Raw genomic sequence first — 20,246 nt, 5'->3', positions numbered from 1 at the left:
TTGTAATAATAGCAAATTAAAATTAAAATCCAATGTCTGCTATCAATTCTTAATAATCTATATAGTATTATTAGCCTTATAAATTTCTCCAAGGAAAACCATGAAAAAACCAATTATTTTTGCCCTATCTTGTCTGCTATCTTTAAATGCATACTGTGCAGAACCAAAAGATGACTATGATACATTAAAAAAATCTATAGTTAAACAATTTGAAAAGCAAACTCCAAAAGAATGGGGAGAAAATGTAAAAGGTGTAAAAACACAATTAGTAACAAAACAAAAAACAATTGCAATTACATTAGATGCATGTGGAAGTCCTCATGGAATGGCTTATGATAGTAAACTTATTGCTTATTTAGAAAAAAATGAAATTCCTGCAACTTTATTTATAAACGCAAGATGGATTGATACTAATCTTGAAACATTCAAAAAATTAGCAGCTAATCCTCTTTTTGAAATAGGAAATCATGGAATGGCTCATAAACCAGCATCTGTAAGTGGTGAATCAGCTTATGGATTAAAAGGTACTGCAAATGTTGAAGAATTAGTTGATGAAATAGAGCAAAGTGCTAGAAAAATCCAATCAATTACAAATAAAAGACCAGTTTATTTTAGATCAGGAACTGCTTATTATGATGAAGTTGCTGTAAAAATTGCAAATAAATTAAAACATCAAGTTATTGGTTTTTCTATTTTAGGAGATGCAGGAGCAACTTATACTGCAAAACAAGTTGAAAATGCATTTTTAACAGCTAAAAGTGGAGATATTTTTATCGCACATTTTAATCATCCAGAATCTCAAACAAGAGAAGGTATGATAAGAGCCATTGAAAAGCTTAAAGCAAATGGTTATAAATTTGCTAAATTATCTGATTATAAATTAAAATAATCAGATATTAGTTATAAAATTACAACAGAATCCCCCTAATAAGTCTTTAGCCTTTGAGTTAAAGCTTGGGGTCTTTCTATTTATACTCATTTTTCTTCTCCATATATTTCAAAATAAAACTTCACATAATCTTCCGTAGCTATTGGATTGATTGTCAAATAATACCTACACAACTTTTTATATAATAGTAAATTTTCATCATCAAAACAAAAATCAAGTAATCTATCTAGTGTTAGTTCTATATGATTTTCATCTTTACAGTTTGATATGATAATATCATCAACCATACTTGAGAATATAGGTAAACTCTCTTTTGCTAAAGATTTGAGCTCTTTTAGAATAGTTTCAATATCATTTGGTGCTTTTTGATTTTTCATCTAATATCCCTTTTCACTATCACTTTAAGTTGTCCGGTAATTCCGGACAACTGAATCTTGCCTTACCATTCCTTCTTAAATATCATTTTATTAATATCTCAATTTTCCAATATTAAAAAGTTCTTGAGATATAATAGTTCCAGTCATAGTATCAAGTATTGCACCTTTATCATCATAAATTGGTTCAATTATTTTATCATCTAATTCTCTATCTTCATAAGACCTTACAATACTAGCTCTTAACTCTGAACTATAATAAACTCTTAGATAATCTTCATCATCTTGGTTATTATGTATTGTTGTTAGTATACTTTCATCATGTAACTTTTCTTCACAAATCTCTCTTATGATAATAGCTTCTTCATCGCTTATCTTATACTCTTCTTTTAAATCTTCAAGCATACTTGAAATTGTTCCTTTAGGTGGTGGAGTATTATTTCCACCACCTCCATTTCTAGTTTTTGGTTTTTTATTTTCAAATTTTTTCTCACCATGAAATATTACATTCGCTTTTGTAAGACCTACGTTTTTTAAAGCTTTTAAAAGTTCAGATTCATTTCCTTTTTTTATAAGTTGAGTATCTATAATCTCACAAAATCTAATGAAATTTTCAAGCTCTTTATTAAAAGTAAAAAAAGATTTTAAGAATTGATATTGAGTATTTAATTTTAAAAGTAAATAAACAAATGAAACTCTTTCTTCTATATCTGTAATTACTATATTAAAATTTGTTCTTATTTTATTTATAAGCGACATTTTTAAAGCATCACTATTTTCATCATGATATTTTAATACTTCTTTAATAATATCATCACTAAAAAGTTTATATGATTTTATTTGAGTTATTAACTCTAGTATTTTTTCATAGTTTGGTTGTTGAGGCTCATAAGGTGTACCTTCTCTGTATTTATTAAATGCTTTAAATATTTTTTCAACACTATTTGTAAAATCAACAACAACTGTTTCATTTTTGCCTTTTGCACATCTATTAAGTCTTGAAAGTGTTTGAACTGCATTTATATCATTTACAGATTTATCTAAAAACATACCAGCTAGTAAGGGTTGATTAAATCCTGTTTGAAACTTATTTGCAACTACAAGTATTCTATAATCATCTTGTTCAAATCTATCTTCTATAAGTTCACCTGCATTTAAATCATTTATATCGTATTCACTAATAGTATCGTTTGTTTGAGGATGAGTGAAGTTCGAAAAAGCATATAAAATTTTACAAGGAAAGTTATATTTTCTTTGAAATATTTTCTCTTTTAATATTTTAAAATATGTAAGCCCTGCAACCCTTGAAGAAGCCACAACCATTACTTTGGCTTTGCCATTAATTAAATCTTTGATTTTCTCTTCAAAGATTCTTAGCATCACTTCTGCTTTATATTGTATCAATCCTTCATCTTCATAAGCTCTTTGTTGCAGTGCTTTTTTTATCACACCTTTTGGATATAGTTTTTCATTTTTTAAAGCAATTTTCGAGTCCATATTAAATAAAGTTTCATAAGAGATAATATTTGAAGCCACATCTAAAATATACTCTTCATGTATTGCTTGAGCTTCACTGTAAACATCAAAAGGCTTTTCAAACAGTGTTACTGTTCTTTGTGATGGTGTTGCAGTATAAGCTATAAAAGTAATATTTTTATTTTCTAAAGTTTCTATTTTATCTACTATTTCATCATTGGGATCATCATATTTTTCTGTTTCATACTCAGAAAAAGGGGATTTTACATTTGTGCTTGTTTTTCCATCTTGCGAACGATGTGCTTCATCAATAATAAATGCAATTCTTAACTTACTCAAATTGCTATTTTCTTTTAGCTCTTCAGTTATGATATTAAACTTTTGAGCAGTAGATACTATAATAGAGCTTTTTTCTTGAATCAATTTTTTTAGATTTTCACCATTTTTTGCATATTTAACTACATCTTTTAAGTGGGTAAAATTTCCTAGTTCATCACTAATATTTTTATCTAAACTTTTTCTATCTGTAAGTAAAAATATCATATCAAAAGCTTTGTTTTCTGAGTCTTTATACAAACTATGAAGTTTATCTGCTGTCCAACTCATGGTCAAAGTTTTTCCAGAACCTGCTGAATGATTTATAAGATACTTACCTGCTATACTATTTGTAGTTTTAAAATTATTTAAAATATCATCATATAATCTATTTGTTGAGCGTATTTGATGGTATCTTGGAAAGATTGAAAAGGCTTCATTTTTTTCACTTTTAGGAACATACACCAAATAAAAAGAGAGATAACTTAAAATAGAATCAAAACTCAATACCTCTTTATACATATACTCAACTGGATATTCACCATCAGTTATTGGCTTATTTTCTAAATCTTGATTAAACCATAAAAAGTTACTTTCACTGCTTGGATTGGTTGCTACTTTTACTTCACTTGTATCCAAAGCTATATGTAAAAATGGAAGTTGATAAATCTTATCTTTGTGATTTCGTTTTGTGTATTGTAAAACTGCATCTTCTAAATATTGCCCTGCATCTTCATGTTTAAGCTCCATAGTGATGATTGGCAAACCATTTAGATATAAAACTATATCTATTCGTTTATCACCTTTTATCACAAGTTCATCTTTTATTTTTATACTATTTTGTTCATAAAGTTTTTGTGATTTGTCTGTAGTGTTCGAACGAGGTTTTGGAAAAAAAAGTTTAAATTCATGTTTTCGTACACTAAAACCATCTCTCATGATTTTCCAAAGAGGTTTAATATTTAATTCATCTTTTAATGCTGAAATAATCTCATCGCCACTATCTTTTCCATAATCTTTTTGCAAAGCTTTTAGTTTTGTCTCTTGGGTAGAGCTTATAAATTCAAGAAGTAACTCTTTGGCAATGTAGTATTCATCATTTGCTATATCATTTGCTTGATTTAGTTTTTTATATTTGTGATTGTTTATTAGATAATCGCAAATATGCTTTTGAAATGCTTTCTCTTTTTCATGCCTTGCCATCAAACTACCCCTTTATTTGTTTTTTTCCTGTTACATATTCATAGATGAGTGATTTTTTGTACTCTTTGAGTTTGTCTATTTGTTTTTTTACATTTTCTTTTAGAGTGTTTATTTTTTCTACTTCTATTGTCAAGTAATCTATAATATTTTTTTGTTCATCTTTTGGAGGAATAGGAACTTTCATATTATTAATTGCATTAATTGTTAATTGATTAATTGTTGATGTCATAAAACTTCCTGCTTGATGACTAAATAAAGTTGAATTAAATATAAAATAAAGATATTTATTCATATTGCTTCTAAAAATAGTCATAAATGCACCAAAAGTACAATTGCAATTACTTTCATCAATTAATATATTCTTACCTATCAGTTTTCGACTACCATTTCTTGAACAAATTAAAATATCACCTTTTTGGGTTATTAAATTTTCTGGTATTTTTTTATCAACATAAACATTATTTCCAAAATCCATTTTCCCATTTTGAATATTTGACGAACGTAAAACATGAATTCCATTTTCTTTGTCTGTCACATCATTAGGACTATAAGTTAAGCCAATAATAGACTTTCCTATATATTTTAATTTTTCTACTCTCCAAGACTTTGGAATATCTCCAATCCATTCAATCTTACTATCAATCATCTCTACACTATCATCCAAACCTTTTGTTACAGCTTTATGGATAATAGATTTTTTAAGGGCTTCCAGAGTTTTGAGTTGTTTCTCTTTTGTTTTGATTGCATCATCAATTTGTAGTGTTGCTTTATCTAAAAAATCTGTAATTCTCTTTTGAATTTTTATAGATGGAACTACTACCGGTAAATATGCATATTTATCTGCACCGATATTTTGAATTGTTGCTTGTGTAAATATAGATTCTTTCCATGTATCATAAGCAGGTGATTTAGTAAAGTAATATAAAAAGTCTGAAGATATTAAATAATTTTGAGGATTCGCTTTTATTAAATATCCTGCAAAACAAGCTTTTCCTTTATAGTTTTTGAATTGAAATGTTTTTCCTACAGTTGCACCACTACGAGCAAATAAAACATCTCCTTCATTTAAAAGATATGGTTCTGCAATTTGTGGTTCTAATGACTTAAAAGTATCATCTTTTAACAATCCATCATTTCCAAAATCTGTAATTCTAATATATCGAGGATGATCAGTATTTTCAAATTCAGCTGCTTCGTTTGCTCCATATTTTAATGGTTCTGCTAAAACTCTTTTTAAAACTTTTACTTTCCAGTTTTCAGGAATATCTCCTATCCATTGAACACCAGAATCTTTCATCAAAATACTCATCTAAGCTCTTTTCCCATAGATATAAGTATCTCTTCTGCTTCTTTTTCTAAATCCCAAAACTCTTTTAGTAATTTTTCTGTAGGTTCAGGTGCTTCGTATTTATAAAAATATTTATTTGGAAGGATTTCATATCCTAGTTGCGGTGCATCTTGGTATTTGATTATCTCTTTTCCTATCTCATCATTTAAAAACTGCTCTATATCTTCTCCATAAGGAATATATTCGTTATCATCTATAAAGTGAGGATGAGTATAAAAAATCTCTACATCAAAGTTTTTTATTAGTGCAGTTATTTCTTTTGCATCAAATTTTTTAAATTCATTTTTAAATATCTTTTTTAGCTCTTTGTTGTATTCAGTTATAAAAGGCTGATTTGCTTTTAATGTAAGTTCAAATTCAAACTCTTTTACATTTAACCACTCACCTTTTATTTTAAATACTAAAGGCTCACGATAATACTCTTGAATAACTTTAAAACTAGCAGGAGTCAAAGCTTTTGTAAATTCACTTGTTTGGTATGCTTTATTATCATCTTCATCAGTTTGCCAAAAAGTCACTGCTACTTTATGATAAGCAAAATCTTTAGTATCAAAAACTTTGCAGTTTTCACTTGAATCAAACTCTTGATACATAGCATAGATATTGTCCCTATGAACTTGCTCCATTCTTTTTCTTTTGTTTCCAAAAGATTTAGGCTCTTTTTCCCACTCTTGCCTTGCATCTATTAGTTGAACTTTGTTTTTTCTTTTTTCATCTTTGTTGTTTGATAAAATCCAAATATAAGTAAATATTCCCGTATTATAAAAAAGTTGGTCAGGAAGCATCACGATGGCTTCAAGTAAATCACGCTCTAAAATATCTCTTCGTATTTCACTTTCACCACTTCCACAATCACCATTACTCAAAGGTGAGCCATTAAAAACGATAGCTACTTTAGAACCACCATCTTTTTTTGGTTTCATTTTATCTATGATAGTTTGTAAAAATAAAAGTGCACCATCGTTTGAACGAGGAAGTCCTGCTGAGTATCTTGTAGATTTTAATAAACTAACTTTTTTTTCATAACCATCTTTTCCACCCCAAGTTACACCAAAAGGAGGATTACTAAGCATATAATCAAAAGTTCTTTTTTTACTATTGTTATCAAGTTCGTGTTGATCACCTCTTTCTTTAGCTGTTATATCATCTGGAATAAGTGAATTTCCACAAGTGATAAGAGAGTTTTTATCACCTTTTATAAGCATATCTGATTTACATATTGCATAATTTTGGTCTTGTAATTCTTGACCGTAAAGAGTGATAAGTTTATCTATATTTTCTTTTTCTTCTTCATTTGAAGCGTGTTCAAGTAAATGCTCTTTTGTAATAGAAAGCATTCCACCAGTTCCACAAGCTGGGTCATAAATAGAAATTCTTTTAGTAGTTATTTTTATATCAAGAAGTTCAACCATTAGTCTTATTACTTCTCTTGGAGTAAAATGTTCCCCTGCTTCTTCACCACTTTGCTCTGAAAACTTTCTAAGTAATTCTTCATAAACATAACCCATTTCAAGATTTGAAATATGTTCAGGACCTAATGGCTCTTTTGAGTATTGACTAATAATTGCTGCTAATCTGTCTTTTTCAACCAACTGACCAATAACAGCTCTAAAATCAAATTTATTGATAATCTCTTGTACATTATCTGAAAAACCTTTGATATAGTCTCTAAAGTTATTTTCCATTTGAGTATGGTCTTCTTTATCAATCTTTTCTAAAGTCCAATTTGTACTATTTGAAAAAGGTAAAGGTGAAGAATTTGAGTTCTCTTTTGTTTTTACAAAGATCTCTAAATCTTCTTTTGAAATATTAGGAGTTTTTTGAAGTTTATCATCTGCTATTCTTTTTCGTCCATCTATAAGTACACACTCTAAACGCCGTATTACAATCATAGGCATAATTACATTTTGGTATTCGTATGCTTTAAATTTACCACGAAGTCGCTCTGCTGACTTCCATATTTCATTTGTGAGATTATTTAGTTTGTCTTTATTTATCATTTAAGTTTTTCTATCCAATAGTTATTTATTTTTAAAAAATTATTTTACTTAAACTATCTAATAAGTAGGTTTAAAAGAGTTTTACAAATGGACAAAAAATAAATTCTTGGAGATAACTTTTTTACAATTTTACTTGTATATTTTTATATCACTCTATCTTCTTTTGATTCTCTAAGATATTTTTCGCATTTTTACTTGTGACAACTTTTTTACCAGTTTTTGATTCAAGTGCTTCTCTTGCTACTTTTGCCACATTTCCACCTTGTGAAGCTACTATTTTACTTTCTTCTAAATCTTTTGGATTGGTTGATTGTGATATATCTTTAGTAGAAGCTTCTGCCAACATATTTAATAAGCTCCGTGTTTGTCATATTGTCTCTTAAATTCTCTTTTTTAAGCCCTTTGAGTATTTTGTACTCTTTGGTGGTTTTTTCTGACCAAGTTTTTGTGATGATGTCCGTCAAGGTAGCAAATTCAAATCCCTCTTTTAAGCCTATACTTTTCCACTCATCGGTAAGCTCTTTTCGTATTTCGATACTTTTTAGTCTTTGATTTATCCAATTCTCACTATAACCTAACTCTAAATATTGTTTCAAAGCTCTATCGATACTTAGTTCAGGATCACTCATCTCATCAAGTCGCTCTTGTCCTAACTTTGCCAACCAAAGTTTAAATGGCTCAGCATTTGGTGAGGGGATTGATTGAATGAGTCTAAAAAGTTGTTCAGTTGTGGCTACATCTGTAAGCCTCATTTTTCCATCGGGAGCTTTCATTTTCAAACCGTGACAATTTGTCACGGTTTCATTTCCCTCTTCTTTCAATCTTTGTTTTAATTTTCTCCAATAAGCTGTAGGATTGACACTTTCAGTCAATACTTCAATCACATCAATAATTGAAACAAACCATTGCTCTTTTTCTTCATCCCAAAGAGTTCTTACTTTTTTATCTTCAAATATTTTTATACTATTTTTATTGTCCATATTGTACCTCCACAATTTTTTAATTTGTATCTCGTACTTTTTATTAAAGTACCAATTTTACAACAACCATTCAACTATTTGACTTAATGATATAATACTCTTAGAATTCGCCTTCGGGCACACCCACTTATTTTAAGTGAGGCTAATTATTCACAAAACACCCTCTTCTTTCAAACTAACAAAGCCATCATTTGTGATTATCAAGTGGTCAAGCAGTTCGATTCCTAGGATTTTTCCAGATTCTTTTAATCTTTTTGTTACATTTATATCTTCAGAACTAGCTTCTAATATTCCACTTGGGTGATTGTGGGCTACTATTATACTTGCACATCTTTTTTCTATTGCGTATGAAAATACTTCTCTTGGGTGAACTAGACTTTGATTTAGTATTCCTATTGTGATTATTTTGGTTTGTATTAGATGATTTGCCCCATCTAAGTATAAACAGAGAAAATACTCTTGTTGTTTGTTCTGATATTCTTTTAGTTCATCGTAAACATCTTTTGCTGATGTTATTTTTTTACTTTGTTTTATTAAGTATCTTCGTGAGAGTTCAATTGAGCTTAAAATTTGTGAGGCTTTAGATATTCCTAAACCATGGATATTTAAAAGTTTTTCTAGATTTGTATTTTCAAAATCTTCTTCAAAAAGCTTTATTATTTCAGTTGATAGACTTATTACATCTTTTCCCTTAACACCACTTCCAAGAAGAACTGCTAAAAGTTCGTAATTTTTTAGTGCTTTTACACCTTTTTTTATAAGTTTTTCTCTGGGTTTATCGATGTTTTCTAACTGTGTGATAGATTTCATAAACTTCTCCTACTATTAGTAGTAATTAGTTTATCAAATCTTTACTACAAAATAATTTAAAAAGTTATAATTAAAACTTAGTTTGTGTAGAAAATATTAATTTTGCTTCATCTAGAAGTTTTTGAGCATCTTCTAGCTCTTTTACACCTGTTTTATATACGTTTATTGAATCACTAAGTGTGATTTGTGGATTTGAAAGTTTTTCTAAAAGCTCTTTTGCTTTTATGATTTTATCTTCAAAGTTTGATTGTTCTATATCTTTTATTTCTGCCATTTATTTATCCTTTAATATTTCTCTTACGTGTTGTTCAAATTTTTCTACTTCTACTAAAAATGAGTCATGTCCTGATTGACTATCTACTAGCAAGTAGCTTACTTGACTTTCTTTTCCAACTTTTATCATAACATCTCTTATTTCTTCCATTTCTTCTGGGAAAAATAGCATATCATCGCTAAATGCTATTAGATGCAGATTTGCTTGAACCTTGTCAAAAGAGTCTGCTAATTTATCTTTATTTCTTCCTGCATCAAAAATATTCATTGTTTTACATACATAAAGGTATGAAAGTGGGTCAAATATTTTTGGAAAACTATAAGCGTTATATTCTAAGTATTTTTCAACTTCAAATCTTCCAAATAACTCATACAATCCATCTGTTGAAGAGTAATCTCTTCCAAATTTTTTATTAAATAGTTTTGGACTTAAATAACAAATCAATCCAGCCATTCTTCCAACAGCAAGTCCTGGAAGTCCTAAAACTTGTGGATCATCTTTTTTATATGCACCATTTTTAAATAGTGGGTCGTGTCTTATAGCTTCCATTCCTATTTTATTAAAAGCTATTGCCCAAGGTCTTGTATATGCAGTTGTTGCCATAGCAATAATCTCTTTTGCAAAAGTTGGGTGTTCTATTGCATAACAAAGTGCTTGCATTCCACCCATACTACCACCTATTACAGCCACTGCATTTGAAATACCAAGTCTTTTATATAGTTTCATTTGTGCTTTTACAATATCAGAAATTGCTAAAACTGGGAATTTTAATCTATACTCTTTTTTTGTTGAGGGGTCTATACTCATAGGATTTGTAGAGCCATAAGAGCTTCCTATGTTATTTGAACATATTACAAAATATTTTTTAGTATCAATTACTTTTCCATCACCTATGAATTTATCCCACCAACCTGGCTTTGCTTCATCTGCATATCGTCCAGCTGCATGATGACTTCCTGATAAAGCATGACAAATAACAATTACATTTGATTTATCTTCGTTTAATTCGCCATAAGTTTCATAAATGATTTGAAATGACTCTAAAAGTCTTCCACTTTCAAGATATAAATGATCATTAAACTTCTCTATTTTTGTCTCTATTTTCAAATGGATACCCGTCTTTTTTGTAAAATTAATGTATATATATTATCAAAAATATCATAAGACTATGATTTACCCATATAGTAAAATAATTAATTAAGCTTTATATAAATCTTCATAATCAACTTTCATCAAATCTTGCCATATCTTTGGTGGACTCCATTCTTCAAATATAGATAAATCGATATTTTCAAAAGGTGATTTCAAAATATATTTATGATAAACATACATAAAAGCACTAACTCTATAATTTAATGCACAATGAACCCAAACTTTATTTGCTCCTAAAGCTTGTAAAAGATTCAAAAAAAGTTTTAAATCTGATATTTTTGGATTCTCAAAATTCACAGGAATATGAAAATAAGCCATATTCAAATCTGTTACAATTTTATCTTCATTTTCAATTGCATTAGAAGCATTGTGTAAAGCTAGATTTATAACAACTTCATATTCGTTATTTGCAATCTCTTTAAACTGCTCAATACTTGGTTGTCCTGAAGTTGATATTAATTCATTTATTTTTATATAGTTTAAAATTTCACTCATATTTGACCTTTAGTTTTTTCATTATTTATTATCTGTTCTACTTTTTTTATATATTCTTTTTTTAAATCATCACTAATAAAAGATGAATTAAGAGAGTTTTTTACTAACTTAATAATATCCTCTTTGCCCAAGTCTAGATTCTCCCATAAATTTATAAAATTTTGATTTAAATATCCTTTGAAATATGCAGGATCATCAGAATTTACACTTACATTTAAACCATAATCCAAAAGCTCTTTAATATTGTGTTGTGAATAGTTTTCAAATACTTTTAGCTCAATATTTGAATTTGGACAAACAGTAAGAGGTATTTGCTCTTTTTTTAATCTTTCCATTAAAAAAGACGATTTTATAGATTGAACACCATGATCGATTCTTTGAATATTTAATAAATCTAAGGCCTCAAATATATAAGAAACATCAGCTTCTTCTCCTGCGTGAGCTACTAATTTAAAACCCTGTTCTTTTGCTTTTTTAAAAACTTGTTCAAACTTTGAAGGAGGATTTCCAATCTCTGAAGAATCAAGTCCCACACCTATAATATAATCTTTGAAAGCTAAGGCTTCATCAAAAGTTTTCAAAGCTTCTTCTTGTGAAAGATGTCTTAAAAAACACATGACAATAGCTGAAGTGATTCCATACTTTTCTTTTGCATCATTTAATGCTTCAACTATTCCTAAAATCACAGTTTTAAACTCAATTCCTCTTTGAGTGTGTGATTGTGGATCAAAAAATATTTCTGTATGAATAATATTGTTTTCAACACATTTTAAAATATAATTCCAAGTTAAGTCATAAAAATCTTGTTTTGTAATAAGTACATTTGCTCCTGCGTAATAAATATCTAAAAAACTTTGTAAATTTGTAAAATTGTATGCATTTTTAATATCTTGAATAGTTTTGTAAGGTATTTTTATATTGTTTCTTTTTGCAAGTTCAAACATCAATTCAGGTTCAAGAGAACCTTCAATATGAAGATGAAGTTCTGCTTTTGGTAGTTTTTGTATAAATTCTTTCATAATATAATTCCAATTGTTTTAAAATAATGTGACGATTATACAATCTTAGTATGTGAAAAAGATGTACAAAGGCAAATAATAGTACTCAATTAAGTTAATTTATATATAATTCTGCCATGAAAAAGATATATATAGCAGGATTCGATGTATTTGAACCCGACTCAATTGAAATTGGAAAAAGATTTGTAAAGCTCTGTGAAGAGTATGGTTTTATTGGACTTTATCCATTAGATAATGTAATAGACTTTAATCAAGAAAAAAATAAGATTGCTCAAGATATTTATAAAGCAAATGTAAATTTGATAAATCAATGTGATATTGTAATTGCAAATATAAATGCTTTTAGAGGTAAAGAAGCCGATAGTGGAACTATTTGGGAATGTGGATATGCAAGTGCTTTGGGTAAAAAAGTTTTTGGATATATGAAAAAAGAGCAAAATTATATTGATACATTTTCAAAGGATGAAACAAAACTTTTGAATAATGTTGTAGTTGATTTAGATAATAGATTTATTGAAGATTTTGATTATCCAATCAATTTAATGATAGCTTGTAGTGTTGAAAATATAGTTTTTGGAACTTTTGAAGATTGTTTAAAGGAACTAGTAAAATGAATATGATTATGGCTAAATCAGCAAATGCAATAAAAGCTTACCAATTAGTAAGTATTTTACAAAAAAGATTTGTAGATAAATTAAATTTTTTAAGTTCAACTCTAGGTGAAAATAAAAACTTTGAAAAAGTAGTTTGGTTTAGAGACAATGGAATTCATGGTGGTGGAAATAGATTTGAAGCAAGGGATAATGTACTTTTTAATACAGCTAGTGTAAATGTATCACAAGTTCATTATGATGAAGATGAGACAAAAAGTCTTCAAAGTGCAACAGCAATTTCCACAATCATTCATCCAAAAAATCCAAATGTTCCATCAATTCATATTCATATATCTTTGACTTGTCTAAGAGATGGCAGCTCTTATTGGAGAGTTATGGCTGACTTGAATCCAAGTTTACAAAATGATGAAGATAAAGAAGTTTTCAATAATAGTTTAAAAGAATTGTCAAATGAAACTTATGAAGAGGGAATAAAACAAGGAGATAAATACTTTTTTATTCCAGCATTAAATAAACACAGAGGTGTTTGTCACTTTTATTTAGAAAATTATAAAACACAAAATGAATCAGATGACTTTTTATTTGCTCAGAATTTTGGTGAAGGTATTATTGATACATATATAAATATAATTGAAAATGCTTTTAAAACTAGAACTAAGTTTAGTGTTCAAGATATTAAAAAACAACTTGATTATCATACTTTATATCTATTTCAAGTGTTAACATTAGATAGAGGAACAACATCAGGACTTTTGGTTCATAATCAAAATGATATAGGAATAATGGGTTCTCTTCCTTCTTTTGTAAATAAAAGTTTATTAAAATCATGGATACAAAAAGTAGAAAAACCACAAGATGAACTTGTAAATGCACTTGTTGAGGCAATAAAAGATGATGGAATGATAAATGCATCAATAAAAGAAAAACTAGCTTCAAGAGTTCGAGAACATTATAAAAATCATCCACAAGCTTTAAAATATCAAGCAAGTGGCAATACAATACCAAATACAGTAAATAATCATAAAAATTAAAAGGAAAAACTATGAGTGCTATAAAAGAATTAGAAAAAATATTAAAAACAGAAGTATTAATTCAAGTAAATGAAGAAATAAAAACAATAGAAAAATTTATATCTAAACAAAAAGATAGTGAAGATTTAAAAACACATTTAGAATATATGTTGGATGTAAAAAAATATTATGATGAAGTATTAATACATATTGAAAAAAATATCCTATCTGAAGAAGATGCAGTTAAGATTCTTCAAGATTTAGAAGATATGAGTGATGATGAGGATGATATTTAGATGTTTGATTTAGAAATATATGAAACAATAAACATATTAGGATTGTTTATAGGAATTGCTTTTGGGGCAATTGCACAAAAAAATCAATTTTGTTTTAGTGGTTCTATTAAGGATTATATTCTTACAAAATCTACAAAAAGAGCGGCATCTGTAGTAATGGCAATGATTGTTGCAATTGTTTCAACTACAATAATAGCAAATCATTTTGAACTTGATTTAACACAAACAAACTATTTCAAATCTAATATTAACTACTTTTCTATTATTTTGGGTGGCTTGTTATTTGGTGCTGGAATGATGATAGCAGATGGTTGTAGTAGCAGAAGCTTAGTTAAATTTGCACAAGGTGATACAAATGCTCTTGTGACTTTAATTTTTATAGGAATTTTTGCATATGCAACTACAAAGGGTTTATTAGCTGGTGTTTTAAATCCATTTATAAATAATGAAACACTTATTCAATGGTCAAGCATAATTGAAAATACTCAAATGAATATTTATGTAATTGTTGGAATTCTAGCTCTTATTTTGCTTTATTTAGTAAAAAAAGTAAAAAGAATATTCACTTTAATTGATGGTATGTTAATTGGGCTATTAGTTAGTTTTGCTTGGTATGTAACTGGCGTTATGGGTGAAGAGAGTATGGAAAGAACTATTGAATTATCAAGTATCACATTTGTTTATCCAATAGCTAAAACTCTAGAACTATTTACATACTATCAAGTAAATGAAGTAAGTTTTGCTATTGCAATTATTGTAGGTGTTTTAATAGGTACTTTTTCTATGTCATTTGCAAATAGAAAATACAGCTTTGGATGTACTGCAAATCAAAATATAAATAAAGTAAAATATAATATGATTGGTGGATCATTAATGGGTGTAGGAGGAGTATTAGCAATAGGTTGTACAGTTGGGCAAGGTTTAACAGGATTCTCAACTCTTGCATTTGCTTCATTACTTGCTATTTTGTCTATTTTTGTTTCAGGATATATAACAGCTGTAATATTAGGTAAAAAAGATAAATTACCAATGTGTTTTATTTTTGAATGGAATGATGATAAAACAAATAAACCTATTGATTTTCAGATATAGATTTATATTAAAAAAAAGGCTTTAAACTTACGTTTAAAGCCTTTTTTTATTTGTAAAATAATTTATTAGTTTAATTGGTATTGAACTATATAATCTCTCATTAATGGAGGAGTATCTAAATAAGTTTCGATATCCAAAGGAACTGCATTTTGAGCATTTTCTTCTGTACCTTCAGCTGGTTCTTCTGGTTCATCATTTCTAGATTCGAATCCAGTTGCAACAATAGTAATTTTAACTTCATCTTTTTCTAAAGTAGAATCAGATGTTGTTCCAAAAATAATCTCAGCATTAGAATCCATTCTATCATTTATAGAACCCATTACATCATTTATAGCAAATAATGAAACTTGAGGATGTATATTAAAGTGAATTAAAATACCTTTAGCACCATTTAGAGAAACTTTATCAAGTAAAGGAGAATCAATAGCATCTTCTAAGGCTCTGTGAGCTGCATTTTCACCCTCCTGACTTCCGCGATAAGACACACAAATCAATATCTTGAAATTTCAAATAATATCTAAAATCTGTTTTTGTATTTCAGATGGATTAATAGGTATTATTTCATCATCTATTTTTACAGCAATTATATGCTCAATAATTTTGCGTAAAAATTTTTGTGAGAAATCAAATTTAACATCATTTAGTTTTAATTTTCTTTCAAACTCTTTATAGATTGCATAAGATACAAACGAAATTAAGATATGAGCTTTTATTCTTGTTTCTAGTCTATGATAAATAGGTCTTATTTTTAGATCAGTCTTTGAGATTCTAAAAGCTCGTTCTACATCATATTGATTATTATAGTGTTCAATTATTTCATTTGCTGTAAGATTAAAATCATTTGTTATAAATCCTTTGATACCATCTAATTTTTGATCTTCAATTATTTTTTGATTATTGATATTAAAAGTGATATCACATTTATGATCATCAATATTAAGATATTTAGCATAGTATGATAGTTTTAAATCTTTTTTTGTGATATTTTTTGTAGTCTTTATTTTCTCTTCTAATCTTTGCAATGCTTTATCTCTATTGTACTTATCTTTTTTTGCTCTTTTGAATGAATATGAAAGCACTAATCTTTGATTTACATTTATTGATTTTGAAACGCTAGTATCTTCATCTATTTTTTCTTTATAGGATATATCTTTATTAAATTTTAGTGTATGAATAGTACCATCATCAATAAATGTTAGATTTGTGATTTTTTCTTTTAAATCACTTGCGATACTTCTTGTTTTAGCAGCTAAAATATATTTATAATTATTCTCTTCTAAATAAGCTATATTTGCATTATTTAACATTCCACGATCAGCTACAACTATAGGTTTATTTGGAAGAACAAATTTCTCTTGGAATTTTTTGAGTATATCTACTAGTGTATGGCCTTCATATTTATTACCCTCATAAACTTCAAAGCTTAATGGATATCCTTGCAGTGTTGTAAACAATCCTAGTTGTATCTGAGGACGTGCTAATTTACCCTCTTTACTAAATCCAATACGTCTAAGATCATCTTCACTCTCACTCTCAAAGTATAATGTTGTTACATCATAAAAGGTTAATACTATTTCACCTTTCATTATATTTTTTGTATATTCAAATACACAGGTCTCTATTTTTGATTTTATTTCATCTTGGTACAAAGTATCTAAAAATCTATATATTTTATCACTTGTTATATCAATATTTTTAAAGTAACTTAGATAGTTTATAAGTTCAAGTTTACTCCCTGGATATAATAATCTTGAAATCACCAAACTTTTAAACAAAAAGTTTTTATCCTCTTTATTCCTAATATTTTTTGTATTTATATCTTTAAATAAATCATTACATCCAATATTATTAAACAATTTTCCAAATATAAGCTCATCACCTATTGGAATAAAGTCTTGTGTATTTAAACTTGAAAGTAGTTCTTTAAGTAGTATCTTTTTATTTGATTCTGATATTTTATTTGCAAAAAGATTTTGAGATAAATCATTGATTTTTACAAGAGCTTTTTCATAAAATTTTTCAATCTCTAGATCTTCAAAACTACAACCAATAGTTTCAACTACTTTGTATCCTCTATTTGTTCTATCTAATATTTGAACACTTATACTACCACTAGCATTTTTCTTTTTTCTAACTCTTAAATTCATAAAGAAATTTTAACAAATATACCCTTGAGACACACAAATAGTGTTTTCTTATTACCTATAAAGCCCTTTATTTAGGGATTCATATTTTTAAATTATTGATTTATTGAGTTATCGCGGAAGTCAGGAAATAAACCTATTGATTTTCAGATATAGATTTATATTAAAAAAAAGGCTTTAAACTTACGTTTAAAGCCTTTTTTTATTTGTAAAATAATTTATTAGTTTAATTGGTATTGAACTATATAATCTCTCATTAATGGAGGAGTATCTAAATAAGTTTCGATATCCAAAGGAACTGCATTTTGAGCATTTTCTTCTGTACCTTCAGCTGGTTCTTCTGGTTCATCATTTCTAGATTCGAATCCAGTTGCAACAATAGTAATTTTAACTTCATCTTTTTCTAAAGTAGAATCAGATGTTGTTCCAAAAATAATCTCAGCATTAGAATCCATTCTATCATTTATAGAACCCATTACATCATTTATAGCAAATAATGAAACTTGAGGATGTATATTAAAGTGAATTAAAATACCTTTAGCACCATTTAGAGAAACTTTATCAAGTAAAGGAGAATCAATAGCATCTTCTAAGGCTCTGTGAGCTGCATTTTCACCCTTTGCTCGTCCTATTCCCATTAATGCCATACCTTTGTGTTGCATAATAGTTTTAACGTCTGCAAAGTCAGTATTAATATCTGAATTACCTGGATTTAAAATAACTTCACTCATACCATTAACGGCTTGGTATAAAATATTATCAATTATTTTAAAAGCGTCTTTCATTCCAACGTTTTCATCAATTATTTCTAATAATCTATCATTTGGAACAATGATAATCGAATCACTTACTTTCTTAAGCTCTTCAAGTCCAAGATTAGCTAATCCTGCTCTTTTTTTACCTTCCCAAGTAAATGGCTTAGTAACAACAGAAACAGTTAATGCCCCAATTTCTTTTGCAGCTTTTGCAATAATAGCAGCAGCTCCAGTTCCAGTTCCACCACCAAGTCCAGCAGCAATAAAAATAATATCAGCACCTTTAAGCGCAGCTTTTATTTCTTCATAGCTTTCGACAGCTGAATCTCGACCAACTTCTGGTTTCATTCCAGCACCTAAACCTTTTGTAAGTTTAAGTCCCAATTGAATTTTCTTTGGAGCTTTTGAGATATGCAATACTTGTAAATCTGTGTTAGCAGCTATTAAATCAATTTTATGAGAACCTTCATTTATCATGTGGTTAATCATATTACAACCACCACCACCAACACCAATTACAGCTATTTTAGCTACATTATCAGATAAAACTTTGCTTGGCATATCCACTTTTATATCATCTACTCTAAATAAATTTTCCATTAAAACCACTCCGATACTTTACCCCAGAATTTTGAAACACCCTTTTTCTTATCTCTTGTCAAAGGCGTTAAAACAGTTGCGTTATCTTTTATTTGTATTTGTTCTTTCAAATGTTCAACCTGAGGTTTGTCAGATATATGATGATTGTTACTATTAGATACTGAAATCTTTTGTTGCTCTACAATTCTATCATTCTTGAAAGGTTTAATTAACTTTTTGCTTGAATCTAATTGGTAACTTCTATTTGTACCTAACGAATAAAAAAGTAATCCAACGATAGTTGCCATGTTTGCTTCATCAAAACTCATAAAACCATTTTTAATATTTTTTGGATTAGCTACGCTAATTGGAATACCTTCAAAAATTCGTTCAGTTAATTTTTTTATTCCATCAAGATAACTCATACCACCTGTAATTACAATTCCAGAACCTGTATTGTCCATGAGACCGCTTTTCTTTAGTTTATTTTTAACTAAAACTAAAACCTCTTCAACACGCGCATGAATAATAGTTTGAATATAATCAAGGGCAACTTCAGAAATACTATCTTCATCACCAATTCTAGGAATTTTAACTTTTGTAACACCTAATTCATTGTTAGGAGAATAGTTTCTTACAAGTGAACCATATTCTAATTTTATTTTTTCTGCTGCTGTTGGAGGAGTATGCAACATAACTGATAAATCATTTGTTACATGATTTGAACCAACAGGAATAAATCCATTAAAAATAATTGAATTACCTTTAAAATATACAAATTCAGTTGTTGTTGCACCTAAATTTATAACGATTGCTCCAAATTTCTTTTGTTGATCATCTAAAACAGCAAGTGCTGAAGCATATGAATCTAAAACAAATTTAACAACTTCTATACCAGATATTTTAAGAGCTGATTTTATATTTGTTAAAGCAGTTCTTTTAGCTGTTACTATATAAACTGAAACTTCAAGTCTTGATCCGTTCATATTTAAAGGATTATCAACTTCAATTGAATCATCAACTTTAAAGAAAATTGGAACAACATGAACAACTTCATATTCTGGAACAATCGTTGCATTATATAAAGCCATTTGCATTACTTGATTAATTTCTGTTTCTGTAATTAATCCATTTGGTACATTAACAGAACCACTACTTCTAATACTTTTTGAATAACTTCCTGAAATAGAAACTACTGTAGTATCAATCATTTCAGTTGTTGTTCTTTTTGCAACAGAAACTGCATCTTTAATAGACTTAGATGCTTCTTCAATATTTATTATTAACCCTTTGTTAATTCCGTTACTTTTTTGAATACCTGTACCTAAAATATTTATATTATTCTCTAGGTCATGCTTTGCAATAACTGCTGTTATGGTAGATGAACCTATATCAATTGCTAAGAAAGTATTATTCAACTA

At 28.1% G+C, this 20,246-nt stretch carries 20 protein-coding genes; 5 read left to right on the top strand and 15 right to left on the bottom strand.

The window, feature by feature from the left end:
• Positions 1–100 precede the first annotated feature (100 nt).
• Positions 101–889: a polysaccharide deacetylase family protein gene (locus AACT_RS06975; RefSeq protein WP_172126118.1), complete on the top strand. Its 789-nt coding sequence runs from the start codon at positions 101–103 to the stop codon at positions 887–889.
• 86 nt (positions 890–975) lie between these two features.
• Here AACT_RS06975 and AACT_RS06970 read toward each other — a convergent pair whose 3' ends face one another.
• From AACT_RS06970 to AACT_RS06925, 11 genes are all read right to left on the bottom strand, one after another.
• Entirely contained in the window at positions 976–1,266 is a 291-nt protein-coding gene (locus tag AACT_RS06970) for a hypothetical protein (protein ID WP_172126117.1), read from the bottom strand.
• 90 nt (positions 1,267–1,356) lie between these two features.
• The gene (locus AACT_RS06965; protein ID WP_172126116.1) at positions 1,357–4,257 is read right to left on the bottom strand and encodes a DEAD/DEAH box helicase family protein; all 2,901 of its coding nucleotides are present in this window, start codon (positions 4,255–4,257) and stop codon (positions 1,357–1,359) included.
• A gap of 4 nt (positions 4,258–4,261) precedes the next feature.
• Positions 4,262–5,566: a restriction endonuclease subunit S gene (locus tag AACT_RS06960; RefSeq protein WP_172126115.1), complete on the bottom strand. Its 1,305-nt coding sequence runs from the start codon at positions 5,564–5,566 to the stop codon at positions 4,262–4,264.
• Positions 5,563–7,605 carry a type I restriction-modification system subunit M gene (locus tag AACT_RS06955; RefSeq protein ID WP_172126114.1) on the bottom strand — a complete coding sequence of 681 codons (2,043 nt, stop codon included), beginning with the start codon at positions 7,603–7,605 and terminating at the stop codon, positions 5,563–5,565. Before AACT_RS06955 ends, AACT_RS06960 begins: the two co-directional genes overlap by 4 nt.
• Before the next feature lie 148 nt (positions 7,606–7,753).
• Positions 7,754–7,951, bottom strand: coding sequence for a hypothetical protein (locus tag AACT_RS15455; protein WP_216658229.1), 198 nt, complete (start codon positions 7,949–7,951; stop codon positions 7,754–7,756).
• A complete protein-coding gene (locus tag AACT_RS06950; RefSeq protein ID WP_216658228.1) occupies positions 7,929–8,585 on the bottom strand; it encodes a BRO-N domain-containing protein in 657 nt (218 codons plus the stop codon). Before AACT_RS06950 ends, AACT_RS15455 begins: the two co-directional genes overlap by 23 nt.
• A 150-nt stretch (positions 8,586–8,735) precedes the next feature.
• Positions 8,736–9,395, bottom strand: coding sequence for a RadC family protein (gene radC / locus AACT_RS06945; RefSeq protein WP_172126113.1), 660 nt, complete (start codon positions 9,393–9,395; stop codon positions 8,736–8,738).
• Positions 9,396–9,465: 70 nt separating this feature from the next.
• The gene (gene xseB / locus AACT_RS06940) at positions 9,466–9,669 is read right to left on the bottom strand and encodes an exodeoxyribonuclease VII small subunit (RefSeq protein WP_172126112.1); all 204 of its coding nucleotides are present in this window, start codon (positions 9,667–9,669) and stop codon (positions 9,466–9,468) included.
• On the bottom strand, positions 9,670–10,776 hold the full coding sequence (gene metX / locus AACT_RS06935) for a homoserine O-acetyltransferase MetX (protein WP_172126111.1): 1,107 nt from the start codon (positions 10,774–10,776) through the stop codon (positions 9,670–9,672).
• Positions 10,777–10,866: 90 nt separating this feature from the next.
• Complete coding sequence (locus AACT_RS06930) at positions 10,867–11,316, bottom strand: protein tyrosine phosphatase family protein (protein ID WP_172126110.1); 450 nt, start codon at positions 11,314–11,316, stop codon at positions 10,867–10,869.
• Positions 11,313–12,335 carry an adenosine deaminase gene (locus tag AACT_RS06925; protein ID WP_172126109.1) on the bottom strand — a complete coding sequence of 341 codons (1,023 nt, stop codon included), beginning with the start codon at positions 12,333–12,335 and terminating at the stop codon, positions 11,313–11,315. Before AACT_RS06925 ends, AACT_RS06930 begins: the two co-directional genes overlap by 4 nt.
• Positions 12,336–12,451: 116 nt before the next feature.
• Here AACT_RS06925 and AACT_RS06920 point away from each other — a divergent pair, with 116 nt between their 5' ends.
• From AACT_RS06920 to AACT_RS06905, 4 genes are read left to right on the top strand one after another with little or no spacing between them, the layout of a single operon-like run.
• On the top strand, positions 12,452–12,949 hold the full coding sequence (locus tag AACT_RS06920) for a nucleoside 2-deoxyribosyltransferase (protein ID WP_172126108.1): 498 nt from the start codon (positions 12,452–12,454) through the stop codon (positions 12,947–12,949).
• Positions 12,946–13,980, top strand: a complete 1,035-nt coding sequence (locus AACT_RS06915) for a coproporphyrinogen III oxidase (protein WP_172126107.1) — start codon at positions 12,946–12,948, stop codon at positions 13,978–13,980. The genes AACT_RS06920 and AACT_RS06915 overlap by 4 nt, the downstream gene beginning before the upstream one ends.
• Positions 13,981–13,991: 11 nt before the next feature.
• On the top strand, positions 13,992–14,255 hold the full coding sequence (locus AACT_RS06910) for a hypothetical protein (RefSeq protein ID WP_172126106.1): 264 nt from the start codon (positions 13,992–13,994) through the stop codon (positions 14,253–14,255).
• Positions 14,256–15,347, top strand: coding sequence for a YeeE/YedE family protein (locus AACT_RS06905; RefSeq protein ID WP_172126105.1), 1,092 nt, complete (start codon positions 14,256–14,258; stop codon positions 15,345–15,347).
• A 65-nt stretch (positions 15,348–15,412) separates the two neighbouring features.
• Here AACT_RS06905 and AACT_RS06900 read toward each other — a convergent pair whose 3' ends face one another.
• From AACT_RS06900 to ftsA, 4 genes are all read right to left on the bottom strand, one after another.
• Positions 15,413–15,832: a hypothetical protein gene (locus tag AACT_RS06900; protein WP_172126104.1), complete on the bottom strand. Its 420-nt coding sequence runs from the start codon at positions 15,830–15,832 to the stop codon at positions 15,413–15,415.
• Positions 15,833–15,853: 21 nt separating this feature from the next.
• Positions 15,854–17,494 (bottom strand): IS1634 family transposase, encoded by a 1,641-nt coding sequence (locus tag AACT_RS06895; protein WP_172125626.1) that lies wholly within the window; start codon positions 17,492–17,494, stop codon positions 15,854–15,856.
• A 218-nt stretch (positions 17,495–17,712) separates the two neighbouring features.
• Entirely contained in the window at positions 17,713–18,846 is a 1,134-nt protein-coding gene (gene ftsZ, locus AACT_RS06890; protein ID WP_172126103.1) for a cell division protein FtsZ, read from the bottom strand.
• Complete coding sequence (gene ftsA, locus AACT_RS06885) at positions 18,846–20,243, bottom strand: cell division protein FtsA (RefSeq protein ID WP_172126102.1); 1,398 nt, start codon at positions 20,241–20,243, stop codon at positions 18,846–18,848. Before ftsA ends, ftsZ begins: the two co-directional genes overlap by 1 nt.
• Between the last annotated feature and the right edge of the window lie 3 nt (positions 20,244–20,246).

The sequence above is a fragment of the Arcobacter acticola genome (assembly GCF_013177675.1).
GTDB lineage: Bacteria > Campylobacterota > Campylobacteria > Campylobacterales > Arcobacteraceae > Aliarcobacter > Aliarcobacter acticola.
Note: the sequence above shows the minus strand (reverse complement) of the source record. Positions and strands in the feature narration are given on the sequence as shown.